Origin of the sequence: Atlantibacter subterraneus, from assembly GCF_007570865.1 — a bacterium.
Taxonomy (GTDB): domain Bacteria; phylum Pseudomonadota; class Gammaproteobacteria; order Enterobacterales; family Enterobacteriaceae; genus Atlantibacter; species Atlantibacter subterraneus.
This window is the reverse complement of record NZ_VLPS01000001.1, coordinates 40,821-60,711: the sequence shown is the minus strand read 5'-3', so window position 1 is coordinate 60,711 and position 19,891 is coordinate 40,821. Positions and strand designations below refer to the sequence as shown.

The window sequence follows — 19,891 nt, the reverse complement described above, 5'->3', positions numbered from 1 at the left end:
CATTAAATATATGAATCAGGTTGTTTTTTGACTATTAAACCGTGTTTATCCGGTAATAAATATTAAAAATATAAATACAATGAATTTAAAAAAAATTAATAATCTCAGCCTTTCCATCATTGCGCACAAAAAGTTAGGAATTGTTATTAAATGAAAAAGTAACAGGAAATGGGTCGTCGTCTGTGGTTAGTTCGTCTGCGCTTTTTTGATAACCACAACCCCACGTGCAGACGTGGGGTTGTAAAAAACGTCCCGCTTTACGGCAAGATCGCGTTATTCACTATCCCCACGCTGGTGGCCTTCTCCCGCGCGGTTTCCGGGGATTCTGCACCGGGCACCAGGATGATTTTGCGGCAATCCTCCTGGCGCTTCTCAAACACTTCATAGCCGCGCGCGGCGTCTTCCAGCGGCAGATAGTGGGTTACAATTTCTTCCGGGGTTAATAATCCTTGCTCAATCAGCGGCAGCAGCTCCGGTAGCCAGGCGTGAACGTGAGTCTGGCCCATACGGAACGAAATTCCCTTATCAAAGGCGTCGCCGAACATAAAGCCATGAATAAAACCGGCGTAAACGCCTGGCACGCTGACAATCCCACCGCGCCGTACCGCGGCAATACACTGGCGCAGCGCTTTACCGCTGCTGCCTTCGATTTTCAGCGTGGTGAGCACCGTCTCGGTGGTGCTGCCTTTGGCCTCAAAACCCACCGCGTCAATAACGGCGTCAACGCCGCGATTGCCTGCGGTTTGCTCAATAATCAACGCCGCCGGATCGTCATCCTTATCGAAGTTAATCGGGATCGCACCGTAACGCTGCTTCGCGAACTCCAGCCGATAGGGATGATGATCCACCATAAAGATCTGTTCCGCGCCTAATAGCCGCGCGCAGGCGGCGGTCAGTAGCCCTACCGGACCCGCGCCATAAATCGCCACGCTGGAACCTTTCTTGATTTCGGCGTTTTTTGCGGCCTGCCAGGCAGTCGGGAGTATATCGGAGAGAAACAGCGCTTTATCGTCAGAGAGCAGCGGCGGCACTTTAAACGGTCCAACGTTGCCTTTCGGTACACGTACATACTCAGCCTGGCCGCCGGGAATGCCGCCGTACAAATGGCTATAACCAAACAGCGCCGCCGGCGGTGGGATCTGTTTTTTGTTCAATGACGCGCCCTGCCCGGTGTTAGTGGTTTCACAGGCGGAATATTGCTGCTGTTTACAGAAAAAGCAGTCGCCACAGGCAATCACAAACGGGATTACCACCCGGTCGCCGCGCTGGATATCTTTGACGCCGCCGCCGATCTCCACCACTTCCCCCATAAATTCATGGCCAAAAATATCGCCATGTTTCACTTCCGGGATTTTGCCGCGGTAGAGGTGCAGGTCAGATCCACAAATCGCAGTGGCGGTAACGCGCAGGATGATATCGTCAGGTTGTTCAATGGCAGGGTCGGGAACATTTTCAACGCGAACGGAGTGCGCGCCATGGTACGTCAAAGCTCTCATGCTGACCTCCAAAGGGGAAAAGGGGGAAAGTGTCAGGAAAAATGACTCTTTACCAAGGTTAGCAACCTTCAGGCCGCCCCCCCGCCCGGCAGCGGTTTTCTGGAAATTTTAAGAGCAATCCTGGAATTTACGCGCGGTTTCTGCCGCTTCGCCCATTGAATCAAGGCCAAAATCGCGTTTTGCCAACCCAGCGCAACTATTTATTTGGTTTATGGGTTTATGATGGCGTTGACTTCAGAACCCAAGGAGGAGTGAGTATGTACAACACGATTATTATGCCGGTTGACGTATTTGAAATGGAACTGAGCGACAAAGCGGTGCGCCACGCCGAATTCCTGGCCCAGGAGAAGGGAATCATTCACCTGATGCATGTATTGCCCAGTTCCGGCAATCTCAGCATGCACCGTTTCGCCATGGACGTGCGTCGGTTTGAGGAGCATTTGCTTCAGGAAGCGCAAACGCGCCTGGCCTCGATGACCGACCATTTCAATATCTCGCCCGAGCGCATCAAAACCCATGTGCGATTCGGCAGCGTGCGTGACTGCGTCAACACCCTGGCAAATGAACTGGATGCGGATGTCGTGGTGATCGGGTCGCGCAATCCCTCTATCACCACCCATCTGTTAGGCTCTAACGCTTCCAGCGTGATCCGCCATGCCCATATCCCGGTGTTTGTGATCCGCTAACCGCGCAGACAAAAAAAGCCACCTTACGGTGGCTTTGATTTTTTTGCAGGTGTCTTACTTTCTTTTTTACGCGGTTTTGGTGCGAATCAGGTAATCGAACGCGCTGAGTGACGCTTTCGCACCTTCACCGGTTGCGATGATAATTTGCTTGTACGGCACGGTGGTGCAGTCGCCCGCCGCGAACACGCCTTTGACGCTGGTTTCGCATTTGGCGTCGATCATGATCTCGCCCATGCGGTTGCGCTCAATCGCGCCTTCCAGCCAGTTAGTGTTCGGCAGCAAACCAATCTGCACGAAAATCCCTGCCAGCTCAATGTGGTGCACATCGCCGCTGACGCGATCGCGGTACTCCAGACCGGTCAATTTGCTGCCGTCGCCCATGACTTCGGTGGTCTGGGCGTTAAGAATGATGTCGACGTTTTTCAGGCTGCGCACTTTGTCCTGCAATACCTGGTCGGCTTTCATTTCCGGCGCGAATTCCAGCAGCGTGACGTGCTCAACGATACCGGCCAGGTCAATGGCCGCTTCCACGCCGGAGTTACCGCCACCGATCACCGCCACGCGCTTGCCTTTGAACAGCGGGCCATCGCAGTGCGGGCAATAGGTTACGCCTTTGGTGCGATACTGCTCTTCGCCCGGCACATTCATGTTGCGCCATTTCGCGCCGGTGGCAATGATAATGCTGCGCGCTTTCAGTACCGCGCCAGACGCGGTTTCAATCTGGTGCAGACCGCCTTCCACCGCCGCCGGAACCAGTCTGGTGGCGCTCTGGGTGTCGATCACATCCACATCGTAATCATCAACGTGGGCTTTCAGCGCGCCTGCCAGTTTCTGGCCTTCGGTTTTCGGCACGGAAATGTAGTTTTCGATGTCGACGGTATCCAGCACCTGGCCGCCGAAGCGCTCGCCCATCAAACCGGTGCGAATGCCTTTACGGGCAGAATAGACCGCTGCCGCCGCGCCCGCCGGGCCGGAGCCGACAATCAGCACATCGTAGGCGTCACGTTTGTTCAGCGCATCCGCCGCGCGTTTTTCTGCGCCGCTGTCAACTTTGGCGACGATTTCCGTCAGCGTCATACGGCCCTGGCCAAACTCTTTCCCGTTTACGAATACTGCCGGAACGCCCATCACGCCGCGATCGGCGATTTCATTCTGGAACGCCCCGCCGTCAATCGAAGTATGTTTGATGCGCGGGTTCAGCACCGCCATCAGGTTCAGCGCCTGCACCACGTCCGGACAGTTGTGGCAGGACAGCGAGTAATAGGTTTCGAATTCAAAATCGCCGTCCAGATCGCGGATCTGCTCCAGCAGCTCCTGCGCTTCTTTCGCCGGATGACCACCGGTCCACAACAGCGCTAACACCAGCGAAGTGAACTCGTGGCCCAGCGGCGAACCGGCGAAGCGCGGTCCCTGGCTGGAGCCAGGCGTGGTAATCAGAAAAGAGGGTTTACGTACCGGCAGCGTATTGTCTTCGCGGTAGGAAACTTTGTCTGACAGTTGTTCGATTTCAGCCAACAGTTCCTTGATCTCTGCCGATTTCGCGCTGTCGTCCAGCGTGGCAAGTAACTCAACAGGCTTGGTCAGTCGCTCAAGGTAAGCCTTGAGCTGGGTTTTCATATTGGTGTCGAGCATGAGTAAATCTCCTGGGCTTTACGCTTCCTCATTTAAGCCGCCTCTTTGTTGGCTGCCTTCACTCACCCCGGTCGCTTACATCAGTAAGCTCCCGGGGATTCGCTCAGTTGCCGCCGCGATGCGACTTAAATGAGATTGCGTAAACTGTGGTTAAAACATCGGGTGCCTGAGCACCCGTTTATCTAGGGGTAATTTCCTAAGGATTTCGCGTCAGAGCAAGGCGGCTAGCCTGTGAATCCCCGGGAGCTTACATTAGTAAGTGACCGGGGTGAGCAGGCGACGCCAACGCCGCTATGGCGCGAAAGACGACGGAAATTTAAATCTTGCCAACCAGGTCTAAAGACGGAGCTAAAGTCGCATCGCCTTCTTTCCATTTAGCCGGGCACACTTCGCCTGGGTGAGAAGCAACGTACTGAGCAGCTTTCACTTTACGCAGCAGGTCAGATGCGTCACGGCCGATGCCTTCAGCGGTAACTTCAACCGCCTGGATGATGCCCTGCGGGTCAACGATGAACGTACCGCGGTCAGCCAGACCCTGGTCTTCACGCATGTTGTCGAAGTTACGGGTCAGGGCGCCAGTCGGGTCGCCGATCATCGCGTATTTGATTTTAGCGATGGTGTCGGAGCTGCTGTGCCATGCTTTGTGAGTGAAGTGGGTGTCGGTAGACACAGAGTAGATATCTACGCCCAGCTTCTGGAACTCTTCGTAATGGTCAGCCACGTCGCCCAGTTCAGTCGGGCAAACGAAGGTGAAGTCTGCCGGATAGAAGAAGAACACACTCCAGCGGCCTTCGGTATCTTTCTCGGTAACTTCTACGAATTCACCGTTTTTGAACGCCTGGTTTTTAAAAGGTTTAATTTTGGTATTAATTAAAGACATCTGTACTTCCTCCGTGTTTTCGTTGAGGTGTAAGTTAACGAATCTGAACCATCATCGCTAATGGGTTGGCGTTATCAAATCAATAAGCAATAACTAACAACCCGGCTTAGACCTTTTTGTGCTGAGCATGTGCGACACGCGTCTTTACGACCCGCCATATAAAAAGGCCACCCAATCGGGTGGCCTCCTTACCTGAAGCGCCCGGAGGCGGTTCAGCGCCAGTAGACTGGCAATGCGTTGCGCTTTACTTTACCTTAACAAGGTCGTATCAGCGCCCTGATTAGACCATTGCCAATCCATAACGGCAATCCATTGAACCACCCCTCTTTCCGATGGTTGCGATAGGTTTTATCGAACATCCGACAATTTCAGGATCAGACATGACGAAACGCTTACTTCTGCTGGCCCTCGCGCCCTTCTTTCTCCACGCCAGCGACCTCCCTGCCCCGGTAAAGGCACTTGAGCAGCAAGGCATCACCATTATCAAATCGTTTCCCGGTCCCAACGGAATGACCGGCTACCTGGGCAAATTCCAGGAGATGGGCGTCACCATTTACGTGACGCCTGACGGTAAACACGCCATTTCCGGCTATCTGTACGATGAGCAGGGTACCAACCTGAGCGAAAAACTGATCGCCCAGGAAATTTATGCTCCCGCAGGCCGGGAGCTGTGGAAGCAAATGGAAAAAGCCAGCTGGATCCAGGATGGCAAGGCCGACGCGCCGCGCACCATTTATGTGTTTGCCGATCCGTTCTGCCCGTATTGCCATCAGTTCTGGCAGCAATCGCGCCCCTGGATTGATGCAGGCAAAGTACAGATCCGCACCCTGATGGTTGGCGTGATCAAACCAGAAAGCCGCGCCACCGCAGCGGCGATCATGGGCGCGAAGGATCCGGCAAAAACCTGGCGCGACTTTGAGCAGTCCGGTGGGAAAATGGCGCTGGATATACCCGCCGCCATCGCGCCCGAACAGGCGAAAGCATTAAATATTAATCAAAAATTAATGGATGAACTGGGCGCTAACGCTACTCCGGCGATTTATTACATGAATGACGCTAATGAATTACAGCAGGTGGTCGGCTTACCCGACGCCGAAAAGCTGGCGGTAATGATGGGCGGAGAGATTAAGAAAAACTAAAATTGTCTTTAAATAATTGTCATGGCAGTCATAAAAATGGCTGCTATTTTATTTGCCCCGTCTATTATTTAATTTAATATCATAATCATGACCTATTAGGGTGACGGGGTTAATGATGGCCAATCTTCAGGATCTGAAAAAATTCGATCTTAATCTGCTGGTTATTTTCGAATGCGTTTATTTACATCGTAGCGTGAGTAAAGCCGCCGAGGCGCTGTTCCTGACGCCTTCCGCCATCAGCCAGTCCATCCAACGTCTACGCAACCAGTTGAACGACCCGCTGTTTCTGCGTGAGGGGAAAGGCATCACGCCCACCACCGTCGCCGATAATTTGCACATTTATCTTGAAGATAACCTTCAACAGCTCGAACAGACGATACGGGTCGTTCAGGGCGCGCCGCAGCGCAAAAATTTTATTATTTATTGCACTTCATTAATCGGTCTGGAATTTTTATCGCCGCTGGCGGAACAGTTTTGTCGACAGCAGGGTTTCGAACTGGTGCATTACGATATGTCTGTTTCCGCGCAGTCGGCAGAAGAACTGTTAACTTTCCGCAAAGCAGATTTAATTATTGGCAATACGCCTGTGATCGGCCATTCCGTGGTATGTACGCCGCTGTTTAATACCGATCCCATTCTGGTATGCAGTAAAGATCATCCGCGCATCGGCGACAACACCACGCTGGCAGCGTTAAAGCATGAGAAGTTTGCCAGAATTACCGGGCTTGAAGAGGGCATCAGGCAGTATGACGTTAAATTAGCGCAGGAGTTTCCTGACCGAAAAATCGTTTTTTATAGCGATTCCGCCGTTACCGTATTATCCGCCGTCGGGCAAAGCGAATTACTCTGTTTTATCGGCACCAGAGGCTATGAGCGCTTTAAAGATGTATTCAATCTCAAACGGGTCGCGCTGGCGGATGAACTTCCCGCGCTCGAATTTCATATGATGTACAACCGTTTCGCGCTGCAAAGCAGCGCGTTCAAGTTACTGCTGGATGCAATTAACCAGCGCGTAATGGCTCTGGAATAACCTTACAGGGCGGCTAACCGTGCCGCCGCCGCATCCAGCGTCGCGTCCTGTTTGGCAAAGCACAGCCGGATCAATGTGTGCGGGAACGGCGCGGCGCAAAATACCGACAGCGGGATCGCGGCGACGCCCACTTCTTCAGTCAGCCACTGGCAAAAACTTACGTCGTCTCTGTCGCTAATCGCGCGGTAATCCGCCAGTAAGAAATAAGTGCCCTCACAGGGCAGTAGCTTCAGGCGGCTGGCGGAGAGCGCATCCACAAAGCGATCGCGTTTGGCGCGGTAAAATTCCGGCAACTGCTGATAGTGGGCCGGCTCTTCCCGCAGCATATCCGCTAACGCCAGTTGGGCAGGCGTATTGACTGAAAAGGTCAAATACTGGTGCACTTTGCGCAGTTCCGCGCTAATGGGCGCAGGCGCAACGCAATACCCTACTTTCCAGCCGGTCATATGATAGGTTTTGCCGAATGACGATACCGCCACCGCCCGCTCGCGCAGTTGGGGATGCGCCAGCACGCTGGCGTGGCCGTCGGCGGCGAAACAGATATGTTCGTACACCTCATCGCTAATCACATAAATTTCCCGATCGGCAATAGCCTGCCACAGCGCGTCAAAATCGCTTTTTTGCCAGACCGTGGCGGTAGGGTTATGCGGCGTGTTCAGGATCACCAGCCGGGTGCGCGGCGACAGCGCGTCGGCGAACTGCTGCCAGTCGACGCGAAAATGCGGCGGCTGGAGCGCCAGCCGTTTTGAGACGCCCCCGCTTAACGTGATGGCCGGGGCATAGCTGTCATAGCTCGGGTCAAAACAGATGACTTCATCGCCGGGGCGCACCAGCGCGGTAATGGCGGCGTACAACGCTTCCGTCGCGCCCGCCGTGACGGTGATATCGCTGTTGGCGTCAGGACGATAACCATAAAGCGCGGCGGTTTTATCGGCAATCGCCTCGCGCAGCGGCTGCGCGCCGGTCATCGGGGCGTATTGATTGGCTCCGGCGGCAACATGAAACCCCAGCCGTTGCTGCAAAAAGCGCGGCCCGTCAAAATCCGGGAACCCCTGGGAGAGATTGATGGCCTGGTGCTGCTGCGCCAGCGCGCTCATCCGGGTGAAAATAGTGGTGCCCAGTGAAGGAAGTTTACTCTCAGGAATCAAAGGATTATTGCTCATCGTGCCGTGCCCTGCGGGAAAAATATCGCTCCACTATAGCACGACGACTCACTTTGGCAATCAAGACGTTTAGACGGCTAAATGCGCTTCCCTGCGCATGATATGCGTTAGCCCATCACCATGGTGCTTAACCGGCTGGTGCAGCAGCGCCGCCCGTCGGCATCATAAATGACGATTTCCCAGCACTGGCTTTGCCGCCCCGGATGGATGGCCCGGCAAACGCCGCGCACTTTGCCTTCGAAGATGGGCCGATGGTGAGTGGCGTTGAGCTCGGTACCCACCACGCTCTGGCCCTCTTTGGTGGTCAGAAACCCGGCCATCGAGCCGAGAGTTTCCGCCAGCGCCGCCGACGCGCCGCCGTGCAGCAGGCCAAACGGCTGAAGCGTGCGGCTGTCCACCGGCATTTCCGCCGTCAGCGACTCTGCGCCGATTTCGGTAAACACAATGCCCAGGTGAGCCACCAGGGTGCCCTCGCCCATGGCATTCAGTTCATCCAGTGTGATGTTACGTTTCCAGATCATTCAGGCTCCCAGGGTCGATCCGCCATCAATCACAATATCCTGCAAAGTGATATGGCTGGCCTGATCGGAGGCAAGAAACAGAATGGTGCTGGCGATTTCCTGCGGTTTGGCGATTTTGCCCAGCGGAATGCCGAGCTTAAACTGTTCGGCGAACCCGGCGATGCGCCGCTGTTCGGCATCATCCGTGGTCCACAGGGTGCGTTGCATATCGGTATCGGTAGATCCAGGCGACACCAGATTGACCCGCACGCCGAACGGCGCCAGCTCCAGCCCGACGGTGAGGGTCAGGCTTTTCAGCGCCGCTTTGGACGCGCCGTATGCCGACATGCCAATGCGCGGCGTATGCGCCGCGTCGGACGCCACGGTCACTATCGCCCCGCCCCGTTGCGTGCGGAATACCGGCATCAGCCGCTGATACAGATTGAACGCGCCGCCCACGTTGACCGCAAAGGTCTGCTGCCAGTCGGCCAGCGATAGCGCATCGGTCGGGCCCATGCGCAAAATCCCCGCCGCGTTGACCAGTACATCGAGGCGCGGTTGCGCGGCCAGTAACCGCTCACACACCTCGGCCACCTGACCGGCATCGGCGATATCCAACTGTTCGGTCGCGAACGGGTAATCGCCGTTAAATGCCCGATCTAAGCCGATGACCGTCGCACCCTGTTGCTGGAACGCCAGTGCGGCGGCATAGCCGATGCCTTTGCCCGCGCCGGTGACCCACACCGTTTTGCCGTCAAACATCCCGGCCATTAGCGCGCGTCCCGGGACAGCAGCGCCCACCACGCGTCAATGGTCGGCTTTTTCGCCAGCATCACGAAATCAATGTCCGGATAAACCTGCCGCCAGCGCGAAGCCAGCGCCATCATGCGCACCGAATCCAGACCGTAGTCGATCAGGTTTTCGTCATCTTCCGGCTCGTCGGATTCATCCAGCAGCGGCAGCACCAGCGCGCGCAGCTGTTGCTTGCTTTGCGGCGTCGGCAGCAAATCTGCGGTCATCACCACGCGTCCGGCGCGGCCCGCCACGTATTTCAGCGCCATCAGGTGCTCTTCGCGGCTGAAATCCGCCAGCGCATCGGCCACCATAAACGGTTGAATATCACGCATAAACGCGTCGGTGGCGGTAGTCATGCAGCCGATATGAGCGTAAACGCCGCAAATCAACAGCTGATCGCGCCCCGACGCTTTCAGCGCCTGCTCAAGCGGCGAGCGGTGAAACGCGCTGTAGCGCCACTTCACCAGCACCGTGTCGTCGCTGTCGGGGGCCAGTTCCGCCACCACGTGCTGCTGTTCCGGATAATTGTTCAGCCCCGGTCCCCACATATCGTTGAGCAGTGCGCGATCTTCCGGGCTCTGGTTGTCCGGCTGCGCGGTGTAATAGACCGGGATGCCCTGCTGTTTGCAGTAGCGGCGCAGCGCGGCGATATTAGCAATAACCTGCGCCATCATCGGGCAGTTCTCGCCCCAGAAATTGACGAAATAATCCTGCATATCGTGGATTAACAGCGCGGCGCGCGCCGGTTCAAAAGCCCACTGCACTTTGTTGTCTGGGATATCTGCCGCGCCCGGCAGGCTGTACGCGTTAAGTTTTGGGATCGCCACGGTGTTCTCCTTCATGATGCCGACTGGCGTTCCGCCAGCCGTTGACGCAACTGTTTTTTATCGACTTTGCCCACCGGCGTGAGCGGCAACTCGGCCACGCTTTCCACCCGGTCCGGCAGTTTGAAATCGGCGACGCCGAGCTCGCGCAGGTAGCGGCGGATCTCCACCGCTTTCACCGCCCGGCGGGTGACCAGGAACGCACAGCTCTTCTCGCCCATCAGGCTGTCTTCCATCGACACCAGCGCCGCCTGAATAATCGCCTCGTGGCGCAGCAGCAGGTTTTCGATCTCTTCGGCGGCGATCTTCTCACCGCCCCGATTGATCTGATCCTTCTCGCGGCCCTGAACGGTGATGTAGCCGTCCTCGTCGATGGCGATCAGATCGCCGGAGCAGTAAAAACCGTCGGCATCGAATGCCTGGGCATTGTGCTCCGGGCTCTGGTAGTAACCGCGGAAGGTGTACGGGCCGCGCGTCATCAGGCGTCCAACCTGCCCGGCAGGCAGCACGTTACCGTTTTCATCCGCCACCCAGACTTCATCGTCCGGGCACATCGGACAGCCCTGGGTATTGAAAATGCGCTCATCGCTGTCGTCCAGGCGGGTGTAGTTCACCAGCCCTTCCGCCATCCCAAAAACCTGCTGCAACTGGCAGCCGAGTTCAGCGGGAATACGCGCGGCCAGCGAATTTGACAGCCGCGCGCCGCCGACCTGCAACAGCTTGAGGGTAGCCAGCTGCGCGCGATCTTCGCCCTCCTGCAGCGCCTGTAGCCACAGGCTGACCGCCGGCGGCACCAGCGCGGTAACGTTAATCTGATGCCGGGCGATCAGCGGGAAGCAGTGGCTGGCGCTGGGATCGTTAGCCAGCACCACCGTGCCGCCCGCCAGATAAACTCCCAGCGCGCCCGGCGAACTCATCGGGTAGTTGTGGGCCGCTGGCAGGGCGCACAGATAGCGGGTATCGGCATCAAACTGGCAGATTTCGTTACTGCGGCGGATGCTGTAGTAGTAATCGTTATGGGTGCGCGGGATCAGCTTCGGCGTGCCGGTACTGCCGCCGGAAAGCTGGAAAAAGGCCACTTCATCGGCAGGCGTCGGCGTGGCGATAAAGCCCTCGGCAGGTTGTTCTAACAGCCACGCCAGACCCTGCTCGCCGCCATCGCGGTTCAGCAAGACGTGGCGGATCGACGGGGTCGCTTCACGCAGTTGCGCCAGGTAATCATCGTTGGCGAATAAGCCATGAGCGCGATCGGCAATCAACAGCGCCGGTTCGATTTGCCGGGCGTAGGCTTCCAGCTCGGTGCGCTGGTGGCTGAACAGGGCATTCACCGGTGCGACGCCAATTTTCAGCAGGGCAAAAAAAACGATATAAAACTCGGCGACGTTGCCCAACTGCACCAGCGCGGTTTCGCCACGGCGTAAACCGCGCCGCGACAGCGCCGCCGCCAGGCGGTTGGCGGCCTGGTCAAGCTCGCGGTAAGTGAGCGTGCGATCGCCGTCGATCAGTGCCACCGCGTCGTTGTCGGCGTGGCGCTGCAAAATGTCGCTTAGCGGCAAGTCGAGCCAGTAGCCTTTCTCGCGGTAGCGGGCGGCGAAATCATCCGGCCAGCGGGTATAGGGAATAATCATGACGCGCTCCTGTCGTTCAGGCCAAATACGTTGAGCATGGTGGAGAGCTTGACGCCCGTTTCATGCCATTCCGATTCCGCTACCGACGCCGGAACGATCCCCGCACCGGCGAAACAGCGGATCTGCTTGTCGTTTAACTGCGCGCAGCGGATCGCCACCGCCCACTCGCCGTTGCCCTGGTCATCGCACCAGCCGACGATCCCGCCGAACAGTTCGCGATCGAACGGCTCCAGCTCGGCGATCAGTTGACGGGCGACGGTATGCGGGAAGCCACTCAACGCAGGTGTCGGATGCAGCAGGCAGGCCAGCGACAGCGCGTTTTCCTGTTCAGCACAGGTTTCGCCACTGATGGCGGTAGCCAGATGCCACAGCGTCGGGGTGGTGATCAGCTCGGGGGTTTCCGGCACCCGCAGGCGCTGGCTGCGGGCATTGAGGATCTGGCGCATCGCCTGGGTGACCAGCTGGTGTTCGTGGCGATCTTTGCGGGAATTCAGCAGCCGATCCCCCACCAGCTTATCTTCGGTGCTGTTAGGGTGACGGCGCGCGGAGCCCGCCAGCGGCAGCGAGTAAAACTGGTTTTGCTGTTTACGCAGCAGCAGCTCCGGGCTGGCACCGACCAGCGCGCCGCCGTCCGCCAGCGGAACGTGGAAGTTGTAGCTGGCGGGGTTAAGCGCCACCAGCCGGTTCAACAGCTGATTGCGATCCAGCGCGTCGGCGGTGGTGATATCGATCAGGCGCGACAGCACCACCTTGCTGACTTCCGGCGTGGCGGTCAGCGCGGCGGCGCGTTCCACCATCGCCATAAACTGCGGTTTTTCCGGGATGGCCTGCTGCGCTATCAGCCGCAGCTGCGGCGGCGCGGCGGTACGGGCGCGGGCTAACATCGCGCGGTGGGAAAACGCCTGATAGTCGCGCGGCACAAACAGCGCCGAGGGTTTACGGGTATCGAACGGAATTGCGCCGACCACAATCGGCCTGGCACAGCCCTTGTCACGGGCGGCGGCGAACGTTGCGCGCAGCTGCTGTTGAAATTCGCCGTTAAGATCTTCGCCATCAGCGGCGGGGGTGGTCAGCCGGGACAGGCAGCCGGATGTCACCAGATTGCGATGCGGCGACATAAAGAAAAAGCTGTCAGATGAAAGGGTGACAGCGTGCTGTTGGGATTCCTCTGCCAAAGACGCCTCCATACGCTCCTCCATAAAATGATAAGGTGTTTAATAATTATTATCATTTGCGTTTGGTGGCGTAACCTAAGGGCAAAGCGCCCGATTGTCAATCCAGCGCGAGCGATTTCGGGCACAAAGCCAGCGGCAATTGTTGTTCACAGCGCTTGCAACCGGACCAGGCAATGTTGAAAATGAGAAGCATTACTAACCTTTACCGTGGGACTCTACGCCGTGAAATCACGCTTCACCTTTGGGCTGCTGCTCTCCCTGCTCGCTTTCGGATTTTCCTCACTCACTCAGGCCGCCGACTGGCCGCGCCAGATCCAGGACAGCCGGGGCACGCACACGCTTGAGCAGATGCCCCAGCGCATTGTCTCCACCAGCGTCACGCTGACCGGCTCGCTGCTGGCGATTGACGCGCCGGTGATCGCCAGCGGCGCAACTTCGCCGGGCAACCGGGTGGCGGATGGTCAGGGCTTTCTGAAACAGTGGGGCGAGGTGGCGAAGCAGCGTAACGTGCAGCGGCTGTATATCGGCGAAGCCAATGCCGAAGCGGTCGCGGCTCAGATGCCGGATCTGATTTTGATCAGCGCTACCGGCGGCGATTCGGCGTTACCGCTTTACGATCAGCTTTCCGCTATTGCCCCGACATTAATCATTAATTACGACGATAAAAGCTGGCAGCAGCTGTTAACCCAGCTTGGGGAAATCACCGGCCACGAAAAGCAGGCCGCCGAGCGCATCGCCAGTTTCGATAAGCAGTTAGCCGAAGTCAAAGCGCAGATCGTCCTGCCGCCGCAGCCGGTGAGCGCGCTGGTGTACAACCCGGCGGCGCACGGCGCGAATCTCTGGACGCCGGAGTCGGCGCAGGGGAAATTGTTACAGCAACTCGGTTTTACACAGGCCGCCCTGCCCGCTAATCTGCAAACCAGCCAGTCGCAGGGCAAACGCCATGACATCATTCAGCTCGGCGGGGAGGATCTTGCAGCGGGATTGAATGGCGAGACGCTGTTTCTGTTCGCCGGGGATGAGCGGGACGCCAAAGCACTGGCGGACAATCCGCTGTTAAAACATCTGCCTGCGGTACAGCAGCAGCGCGTTTACCCGCTGGGCACCGAAACTTTTCGTCTCGATTACTACAGCGCCAGCCAGCTGTTGACCCGGCTGACGCAGCTGTTTAAATCATGATGACTGCGCCGCTTGCGGCGCAGGTTGACGGAAGCGGCGCAGTTCATTGAGCAGCAGCGCCAGCAATACCCCCATCACCGCCAGCCCCAGACCGCTGACGCTTGCCGAGGCGGCTGGCGTCAGCAGCGTCCCGAAGGCCCCCAGCAGCGCCGCGCCGATGGCATCCCCGGTGACGTTCTGCGCCGTCCACAGCCCGTTGATGCGCCCCAGCATGTCGTCCGGCGTTTGGGTTTGAATCAGGGTGTACTGCAACAGCGAGCTGATGGCGCTGAGATAGCCGAACAGCGCAAGGCACACCACCGCCAGCCCCCACAGCGGCATTACGCCAAACGCGCCCACTGCCAGGAAGGCCGCCACGGTGGTCGCGAGCATCACTCTGCCCGGCATCGCGGTATGCGCGATGCGTCCGCTGGTCAGCGCCCCCAGCGCCGCGCCGAGCGGCACGGCGGCGTATAAAAACCCAATCTGGCTGGCGGACATCTGCCAGTGATTGGCCAGCGCCGGATACAGCACCCGCACCGCGCTCGCCATGGTCAATAATGCCCCCACCAGCGCCACGCCGCCGATCAGCGGATTACTCAACAGAAAGCGAAACGCCTGCAACAGCGCGCGCAGCGGGTGTTCGCGCTGCATCTGCGGGGCGGGCATACGCGGCAGGCTGAACAGCGGGATCAGCGTGATAAAGGTGCCCATCGCCGCCAGCCCAAAGTTCCACGCCACGCCGCCGCTTGCCAACAGCAGCCCGCCAATCATCGGGGCGATGACCGAACCGAGGCGCACTGTCAGCATGGTGATGGCCCCCGCCTGCATCACGTTCTCGCGCCCCACCAGGCCCGGCGTGGCAGCCAGCAGCGCCGTGACGCCAATCGCGCCGAAAAAGCCATCCCACAGTCCCAGCAGATAAATCGCCATTAAAGAGGGTTCCGGCAGCAGGGCGTTAATAAACAGCCCGATAAACCCCAGGCCGCAGGTGGAGCGGGCGATCAGGATCAGCCGCTTGCGCTCGTGACGGTCCGCCAGCACGCCGCCGGAAATCAATCCGATAAACATCGCTCCACCGGTCAGGGTGACCGCCAGCCCCACCAGCCACGGCGAGCCGGTCAGGGTTTGGATCTGCACCGGTACGGCCACGCCCAGTAGTCCCAGCGAAACAATGGAAATAAAGCGCGCCAAAAACACCGCCCGGAAAGCCGGATTGGTTTTGAGCAGGGAAAGATTGAGCAGCAGAGAATGTGGGTTCATTACATGGCCTTAGAGCGGAATTTTTTCTTACCGAATAACGGGGGCGTCATGCTAACATAGCCCCAATAAGAGTGATAATAACTATCATTACCAATTGTGGAATATTTGTGATGTCGCTTTTCCGGTTACCAGGGCGCACGGCTGCGCTGTTGGGCCTTATCATTTTGCTGCTACTGATGGCGGCGTTAAGCCTGTCGATTGGCGCAAAGCCGATTGAATTCTCCGTTGTGCTGGACGCGCTAAGCGGCCAGTGTCAAAGCCCCGACTGCACCATCGTGCGCGATGTGCGCCTGCCTCGCACCCTGGCGGGATTACTGGCGGGCTGCGCGCTGGGCGTAGCGGGCGCGCTGATGCAAACGCTGACCCGCAATCCCCTCGCCGACCCCGGCCTGCTGGGCGTTAATTCCGGTGCCAGTTTCGCTATCGTGGTCGGCACCGCGCTGTTAGGCCTCTCTTCCCCGATGATGCTGCTGGCCCTCGCCTTTGGCGGCGCGATGGCGGCCTCGCTGGTGGTGGCATTTACCGGCAGCGCGGGCGGCGGGCAGCTTAGCCCGGTGCGCCTGACGCTGGCAGGCGTGGCGCTGGCGGCGGTGCTGGAGGGGCTGTCCAGCGGGATCGCGCTGCTAAATCCGGTGGTATATGACCAGCTGCGTTTCTGGCAGTCCGGCTCGCTGGATATCCGCACCCTGATGACCCTGAAAGTGGTGCTGGCCCCGGTGCTCATCGGCCTGTTAATTGCGCTACTGCTGGCCCGGTCGTTAAACAGCCTGAGCATGGGCAGCGATACCGCTACCGCGCTGGGCAACCGCGTCGCGCGGACTCAACTGTCTGGACTGGTGGCGATTACCCTGCTGTGCGGCAGCGCGACCGCACTGGTCGGTCCGATCGCCTTTATCGGCCTGATGATGCCCCACCTGTCGCGCTGGCTGGTGGGCCAGGATCACCGCTGGTCGCTGCCCGCTACGCTGCTGGCAACGCCGCTGTTACTGCTGCTGGCGGATATTATTGGCCGCGTCATCGTACCGGGCGAAATCCGCGTCTCGGTAGTAAGCGCGTTTATCGGCGCGCCGGTACTGATTTATCTGGTGCGCCGTCGGCGTAATGGAGTGACGCTATGAGCCTCTCCCCTCGCCTGTTAATTGTGCTGGCGCTGTTTTGCCTGGCGGCGGCGGCGATGTCGGTATGGAGTTTATCCAGCGGCGCGCTGCCGCTTTCCGCTTCGCAGGTGATGAGCGCGCTGCTGGGCGACGGCCCGCGCCAGATTTCGCTCGTGGTGGTGGAATGGCGGTTGCCGCGGGTATTAATGGCGCTGGTGATTGGCGCGGCGCTCGGCGTCAGCGGCGCAATCTTCCAGTCACTGATGCGCAACCCGCTGGGCAGCCCGGACGTAATGGGCTTTAACATGGGCGCGTGGAGCGGGGTGTTGATTGCCATGGTGCTGTTCGGCCAGAGCTTAAGCGCCATCACCCTGGCGGCGCTCGGCGGCGGTATCGTGACCTCGCTGCTGGTGTGGGCGCTGGCCTGGCGCAACGGCATCGACACCTTCCGGCTGATTATTATCGGTATCGGCATGCGCGCCATGCTGGTGGCGTTCAATACCTGGCTGCTGTTGCAGGCGTCGCTGGAGACCGCGCTGTCCGCCGAGATGTGGAACGCCGGGTCGCTCAACGGCCTGACCTGGGGCAAAACTTTCCCGGCGGTGCCGCTGATTGCCATCGCCCTGCTGGCGGCAGCCCTGCTGGTGCGCCGGATGCGGCTGCTGGAGATGGGTGATGACAGCGCCTGCGCGCTGGGTGTGGCGGTGGAGCGTTCACGTCTGCTGCTGATGCTCACCGCCGTCACGCTCACCGCCGCCGCGACCGCGCTGGCCGGCCCGATTTCGTTTATCGCGCTGGTCGCGCCGCATATCGCCCGGCGCTTAAGCCTGACCTCGCGCTTTGGTTTATTGCAGTCGGCGCTGTGCGGCGGCACCTTGTTACTGGCCGCCGATTTATGCGCCCAGCGCCTGTTTACCCCCTACCAGCTTCCCGTAGGCGTTGTCACCGTCAGTATTGGCGGTATTTACCTCATCGCCTTGTTGATTCAGGAGTCCCGCAAGAGATGACCCAGTCCCGCCTGCATGGCGCAACGCTGACGCTCGGCTACGGCAAAAAAATCATTGCCGAGTCGCTTAACGTGTCGATTCCCGATGGCAAATTTACCGCCATTATCGGCCCGAACGGCTGCGGCAAATCGACGCTGCTGCGTACTTTAAGCCGCCTGATGAAGCCGCTAAACGGCCAGGTGTGGCTCGACGGCGAGCAAATCGAACGGTACGCCACCAAAGAGGTGGCGCGGCGCATCGGCTTACTGCCGCAAAACGCCAGCGCGCCCGGCGATATCACGGTGCAGGAACTGGTCAGCCGTGGCCGTTACCCGCATCAGCCGCTGTTTACCCGCTGGCGCGAAGAGGACGAGCGCGCCGTGAGCCGCGCCATGAAAGCCACCGGGATTGAAGCCCTCGCCAGCCAGAGCGTGGATACCCTGTCCGGCGGCCAGCGCCAGCGCGCCTGGATCGCCATGGTGCTGGCGCAGGAAACCTCGATCCTGCTGCTGGATGAACCCACCACCTGGCTGGATATCAGCCATCAAATCGATCTGCTGGAGCTGCTGAGCGCGCTGAATGAACAGCAGGGCTTTACCCTGGCGGCGGTGCTGCACGATCTCAACCAGGCGTGCCGCTATGCGAACCATATTATCGCCCTGCGTGAAGGGGTGATTGTGGCGCAAGGCGATCCGAAAGAGATTGTCACGGCGGAACTGATCGAACGCATCTACGGGATGCGCTGCATGATTATTGACGATCCGGTGGCGGGCACGCCGCTGGTGGTGCCGCTGGGACGGCGCGCATAGCCTGGTTTGGCCCTCTGGGTCAGAGGGCCATCGATTACACGATCCGCACGCCTGCGGGCATCAGGCGCTCCGGCGTCAGCAGTACGCTTTCGCTGCCGTCGTCAGTTTCCGCGCACAGCAGCATGCACTCCGAGGTTTCCCCGCGCATTTTTGCTTTCGCCAGGTTGCACAGCACTACCACCGTTTTGCCCAGCAGTTCCTGCTCGCTGTAGTACGGCACCAGGCTGGTCACCGTTTGCAGCGTGCGCTCGCCCACGTCAATCTGCGCAATGTACAGCTTGTCGGCATTGGCGTGGCGTTTCACCTCAACCACTGTGCCGGTACGCATCTCCAGCTTTGCGAAATCATCATAAGCTACCGTATCCATCATTCCTCCTTAGTAAATATTTAGTAAAATATACCAGCAAAATTTTTCCAGACCGCGCTTTGCCGATAAAATTGTTAGTCGGGTCACGGTTTGGACTCTCCTGCGGTGATGAATAACCGCGCGGTTATTTACTGGCGGTTATTTACTGAAAATAGATGCAGGAATGGCGGCTTGCTTTACAATGAGCGGGCGAAAAGGGGCAACGTCAGATAAGGAAAATGATGGCCACACTGAAAGATATCGCTGCCGAAGCGGGCGTCTCACTGGCGACGGTTTCACGGGTTTTAAACGACGATCCCTCGTTAAACGTCAAAGAAGAGACCAAGCACCGCATCCTCGAGATTGCGGAAAAGCTGGAATACAAGAGCACGACGTCGCGCAAAACCCAGACGCCTGCCGTAGGCCATCACCATATTCTGGCGCTGTACAGCTACCAGCAGGACCTGGAAATCAATGACCCTTACTATCTGGCGATCCGCCACGGGGTCGAGACCCAGTGCGAAAAGCTGGGCATTGAGCTGACCAACTGCTACCTCAATAACACCCTGCCGGATTTGAAGAAAATCACCGGGGTGCTGATCGTTGGTAAGCCCACTCGTGCCCTGCGTGAAACCATCACGGCGCACACTGATAACATCTGCTTTATTGATTTTCACGAGCCGGGCAGCAGCTATGATGCGGTAGATATCGACCTGGTGCGTATCGCTAAAGAAGTGGTCGATTTCTTTATCAGCCAGGGCGCGTCGCGGATCGGCTTTATCGGCGGCCAGGATGAGCCGGGCAAAGCCGATATCCGCGAGCGGGCGTTTGTCGAATACGGTCAGTTGAAGGGCGTAGTGTCGCCGGATGATATCTGGCGCGGCGGTTTTTCCAGCTCCTCCGGCTATGAACTGGCAAAGACCATGCTGGCGAAAGAAGATTTTCCCCCTGCGCTGTTTGTGGCCTCAGACTCCATTGCCATCGGCGTGCTGCGCGCGATCCACGAGCGCGGGCTGGCTATCCCGCAGGATATCTCCTTGATTAGCGTCAACGATATCCCCACCGCGCGGTTTACCTTCCCGCCGCTGTCCACGGTGCGCATCCATTCAGAAATGATGGGCAGCCAGGGCGTCAACCTGCTGGTGGAAAAAGCCCGCGACGGTCGCGCGCTGCCGCTGAACGTCTTTGTGCCGAGCGTCCTGAAACTGCGCGGTACCACGCGCTAGTCCTGATTTCCCGCCGGATAGCACCCGCGATTCCGGCTTCTTTGCTATTCCTCCCGCC

General features: G+C 58.4%; 19 protein-coding genes. 8 read left to right on the top strand and 11 right to left on the bottom strand.

The features are described from left to right. Positions 1-257: 257 nt before the first annotated feature. Positions 258-1,496: a zinc-dependent alcohol dehydrogenase gene (locus FND52_RS00250; protein WP_125294592.1), complete on the bottom strand. Its 1,239-nt coding sequence runs from the start codon at positions 1,494-1,496 to the stop codon at positions 258-260. 257 nt (positions 1,497-1,753) lie between these two features. Here FND52_RS00250 and uspG point away from each other — a divergent pair, with 257 nt between their 5' ends. Then, on the top strand, positions 1,754-2,182 hold the full coding sequence (gene uspG, locus FND52_RS00245; RefSeq protein WP_125294593.1) for a universal stress protein UspG: 429 nt from the start codon (positions 1,754-1,756) through the stop codon (positions 2,180-2,182). Positions 2,183-2,248: 66 nt separating this feature from the next. Here uspG and ahpF read toward each other — a convergent pair whose 3' ends face one another. Next, a complete protein-coding gene (ahpF, locus tag FND52_RS00240; RefSeq protein ID WP_144128959.1) occupies positions 2,249-3,814 on the bottom strand; it encodes an alkyl hydroperoxide reductase subunit F in 1,566 nt (521 codons plus the stop codon). A gap of 316 nt (positions 3,815-4,130) precedes the next feature. After that, the gene (ahpC, locus tag FND52_RS00235; RefSeq protein WP_125294595.1) at positions 4,131-4,694 is read right to left on the bottom strand and encodes an alkyl hydroperoxide reductase subunit C; all 564 of its coding nucleotides are present in this window, start codon (positions 4,692-4,694) and stop codon (positions 4,131-4,133) included. 380 nt (positions 4,695-5,074) lie between these two features. On the opposite strand from ahpC, the gene dsbG reads away from it, so the two are divergent. Further along, positions 5,075-5,833 carry a thiol:disulfide interchange protein DsbG gene (dsbG, locus tag FND52_RS00230; protein WP_144128958.1) on the top strand — a complete coding sequence of 253 codons (759 nt, stop codon included), beginning with the start codon at positions 5,075-5,077 and terminating at the stop codon, positions 5,831-5,833. 112 nt (positions 5,834-5,945) lie between these two features. Next, the gene (gene citR / locus FND52_RS00225) at positions 5,946-6,863 is read left to right on the top strand and encodes a DNA-binding transcriptional repressor CitR (RefSeq protein WP_244290525.1); all 918 of its coding nucleotides are present in this window, start codon (positions 5,946-5,948) and stop codon (positions 6,861-6,863) included. A 2-nt stretch (positions 6,864-6,865) separates the two neighbouring features. On the opposite strand, the gene FND52_RS00220 is transcribed toward citR, so the two are convergent. From FND52_RS00220 to entC, 6 genes are all read right to left on the bottom strand, one after another. Next, positions 6,866-8,026 carry a pyridoxal phosphate-dependent aminotransferase gene (locus FND52_RS00220; RefSeq protein ID WP_144128957.1) on the bottom strand — a complete coding sequence of 387 codons (1,161 nt, stop codon included), beginning with the start codon at positions 8,024-8,026 and terminating at the stop codon, positions 6,866-6,868. A gap of 107 nt (positions 8,027-8,133) precedes the next feature. After that, on the bottom strand, positions 8,134-8,547 hold the full coding sequence (gene entH / locus FND52_RS00215; RefSeq protein WP_144128956.1) for a proofreading thioesterase EntH: 414 nt from the start codon (positions 8,545-8,547) through the stop codon (positions 8,134-8,136). Continuing rightward, the gene (entA, locus tag FND52_RS00210; RefSeq protein ID WP_144128955.1) at positions 8,548-9,297 is read right to left on the bottom strand and encodes a 2,3-dihydro-2,3-dihydroxybenzoate dehydrogenase EntA; all 750 of its coding nucleotides are present in this window, start codon (positions 9,295-9,297) and stop codon (positions 8,548-8,550) included. After that, positions 9,297-10,148, bottom strand: coding sequence for an isochorismatase family protein (locus FND52_RS00205; RefSeq protein WP_144128954.1), 852 nt, complete (start codon positions 10,146-10,148; stop codon positions 9,297-9,299). The genes entA and FND52_RS00205 overlap by 1 nt, the downstream gene beginning before the upstream one ends. Before the next feature lie 11 nt (positions 10,149-10,159). Next, on the bottom strand, positions 10,160-11,773 hold the full coding sequence (locus tag FND52_RS00200; RefSeq protein ID WP_144128953.1) for a (2,3-dihydroxybenzoyl)adenylate synthase: 1,614 nt from the start codon (positions 11,771-11,773) through the stop codon (positions 10,160-10,162). Beyond that, on the bottom strand, positions 11,770-12,960 hold the full coding sequence (gene entC / locus FND52_RS00195) for an isochorismate synthase EntC (protein ID WP_144128952.1): 1,191 nt from the start codon (positions 12,958-12,960) through the stop codon (positions 11,770-11,772). The genes FND52_RS00200 and entC overlap by 4 nt, the downstream gene beginning before the upstream one ends. Positions 12,961-13,170: 210 nt before the next feature. Here entC and fepB point away from each other — a divergent pair, with 210 nt between their 5' ends. Next, positions 13,171-14,127, top strand: coding sequence for a Fe2+-enterobactin ABC transporter substrate-binding protein (gene fepB, locus FND52_RS00190; RefSeq protein WP_376739522.1), 957 nt, complete (start codon positions 13,171-13,173; stop codon positions 14,125-14,127). On the opposite strand, the gene entS is transcribed toward fepB, so the two are convergent. Then, on the bottom strand, positions 14,122-15,369 hold the full coding sequence (entS, locus tag FND52_RS00185) for an enterobactin transporter EntS (protein WP_125294604.1): 1,248 nt from the start codon (positions 15,367-15,369) through the stop codon (positions 14,122-14,124). The genes fepB and entS overlap by 6 nt on opposite strands. Before the next feature lie 110 nt (positions 15,370-15,479). Here entS and fepD point away from each other — a divergent pair, with 110 nt between their 5' ends. Genes fepD through fepC form a run of 3 tightly spaced genes read left to right on the top strand, consistent with a single transcriptional unit; the run spans position 15,480 to position 18,261 of the window. Continuing rightward, positions 15,480-16,487: a Fe(3+)-siderophore ABC transporter permease gene (gene fepD, locus FND52_RS00180; RefSeq protein ID WP_144128951.1), complete on the top strand. Its 1,008-nt coding sequence runs from the start codon at positions 15,480-15,482 to the stop codon at positions 16,485-16,487. After that, the gene (fepG, locus tag FND52_RS00175) at positions 16,484-17,473 is read left to right on the top strand and encodes an iron-enterobactin ABC transporter permease (RefSeq protein ID WP_125294606.1); all 990 of its coding nucleotides are present in this window, start codon (positions 16,484-16,486) and stop codon (positions 17,471-17,473) included. The genes fepD and fepG overlap by 4 nt, the downstream gene beginning before the upstream one ends. Then, on the top strand, positions 17,470-18,261 hold the full coding sequence (fepC, locus tag FND52_RS00170; protein ID WP_144128950.1) for an iron-enterobactin ABC transporter ATP-binding protein: 792 nt from the start codon (positions 17,470-17,472) through the stop codon (positions 18,259-18,261). The genes fepG and fepC overlap by 4 nt, the downstream gene beginning before the upstream one ends. Before the next feature lie 34 nt (positions 18,262-18,295). Here fepC and FND52_RS00165 read toward each other — a convergent pair whose 3' ends face one another. After that, complete coding sequence (locus FND52_RS00165) at positions 18,296-18,628, bottom strand: tRNA-binding protein (protein ID WP_125294608.1); 333 nt, start codon at positions 18,626-18,628, stop codon at positions 18,296-18,298. 221 nt (positions 18,629-18,849) lie between these two features. Here FND52_RS00165 and ebgR point away from each other — a divergent pair, with 221 nt between their 5' ends. After that, the gene (gene ebgR / locus FND52_RS00160; RefSeq protein ID WP_125294609.1) at positions 18,850-19,833 is read left to right on the top strand and encodes a transcriptional regulator EbgR; all 984 of its coding nucleotides are present in this window, start codon (positions 18,850-18,852) and stop codon (positions 19,831-19,833) included. The last annotated feature ends 58 nt before the right edge of the window (positions 19,834-19,891 follow it).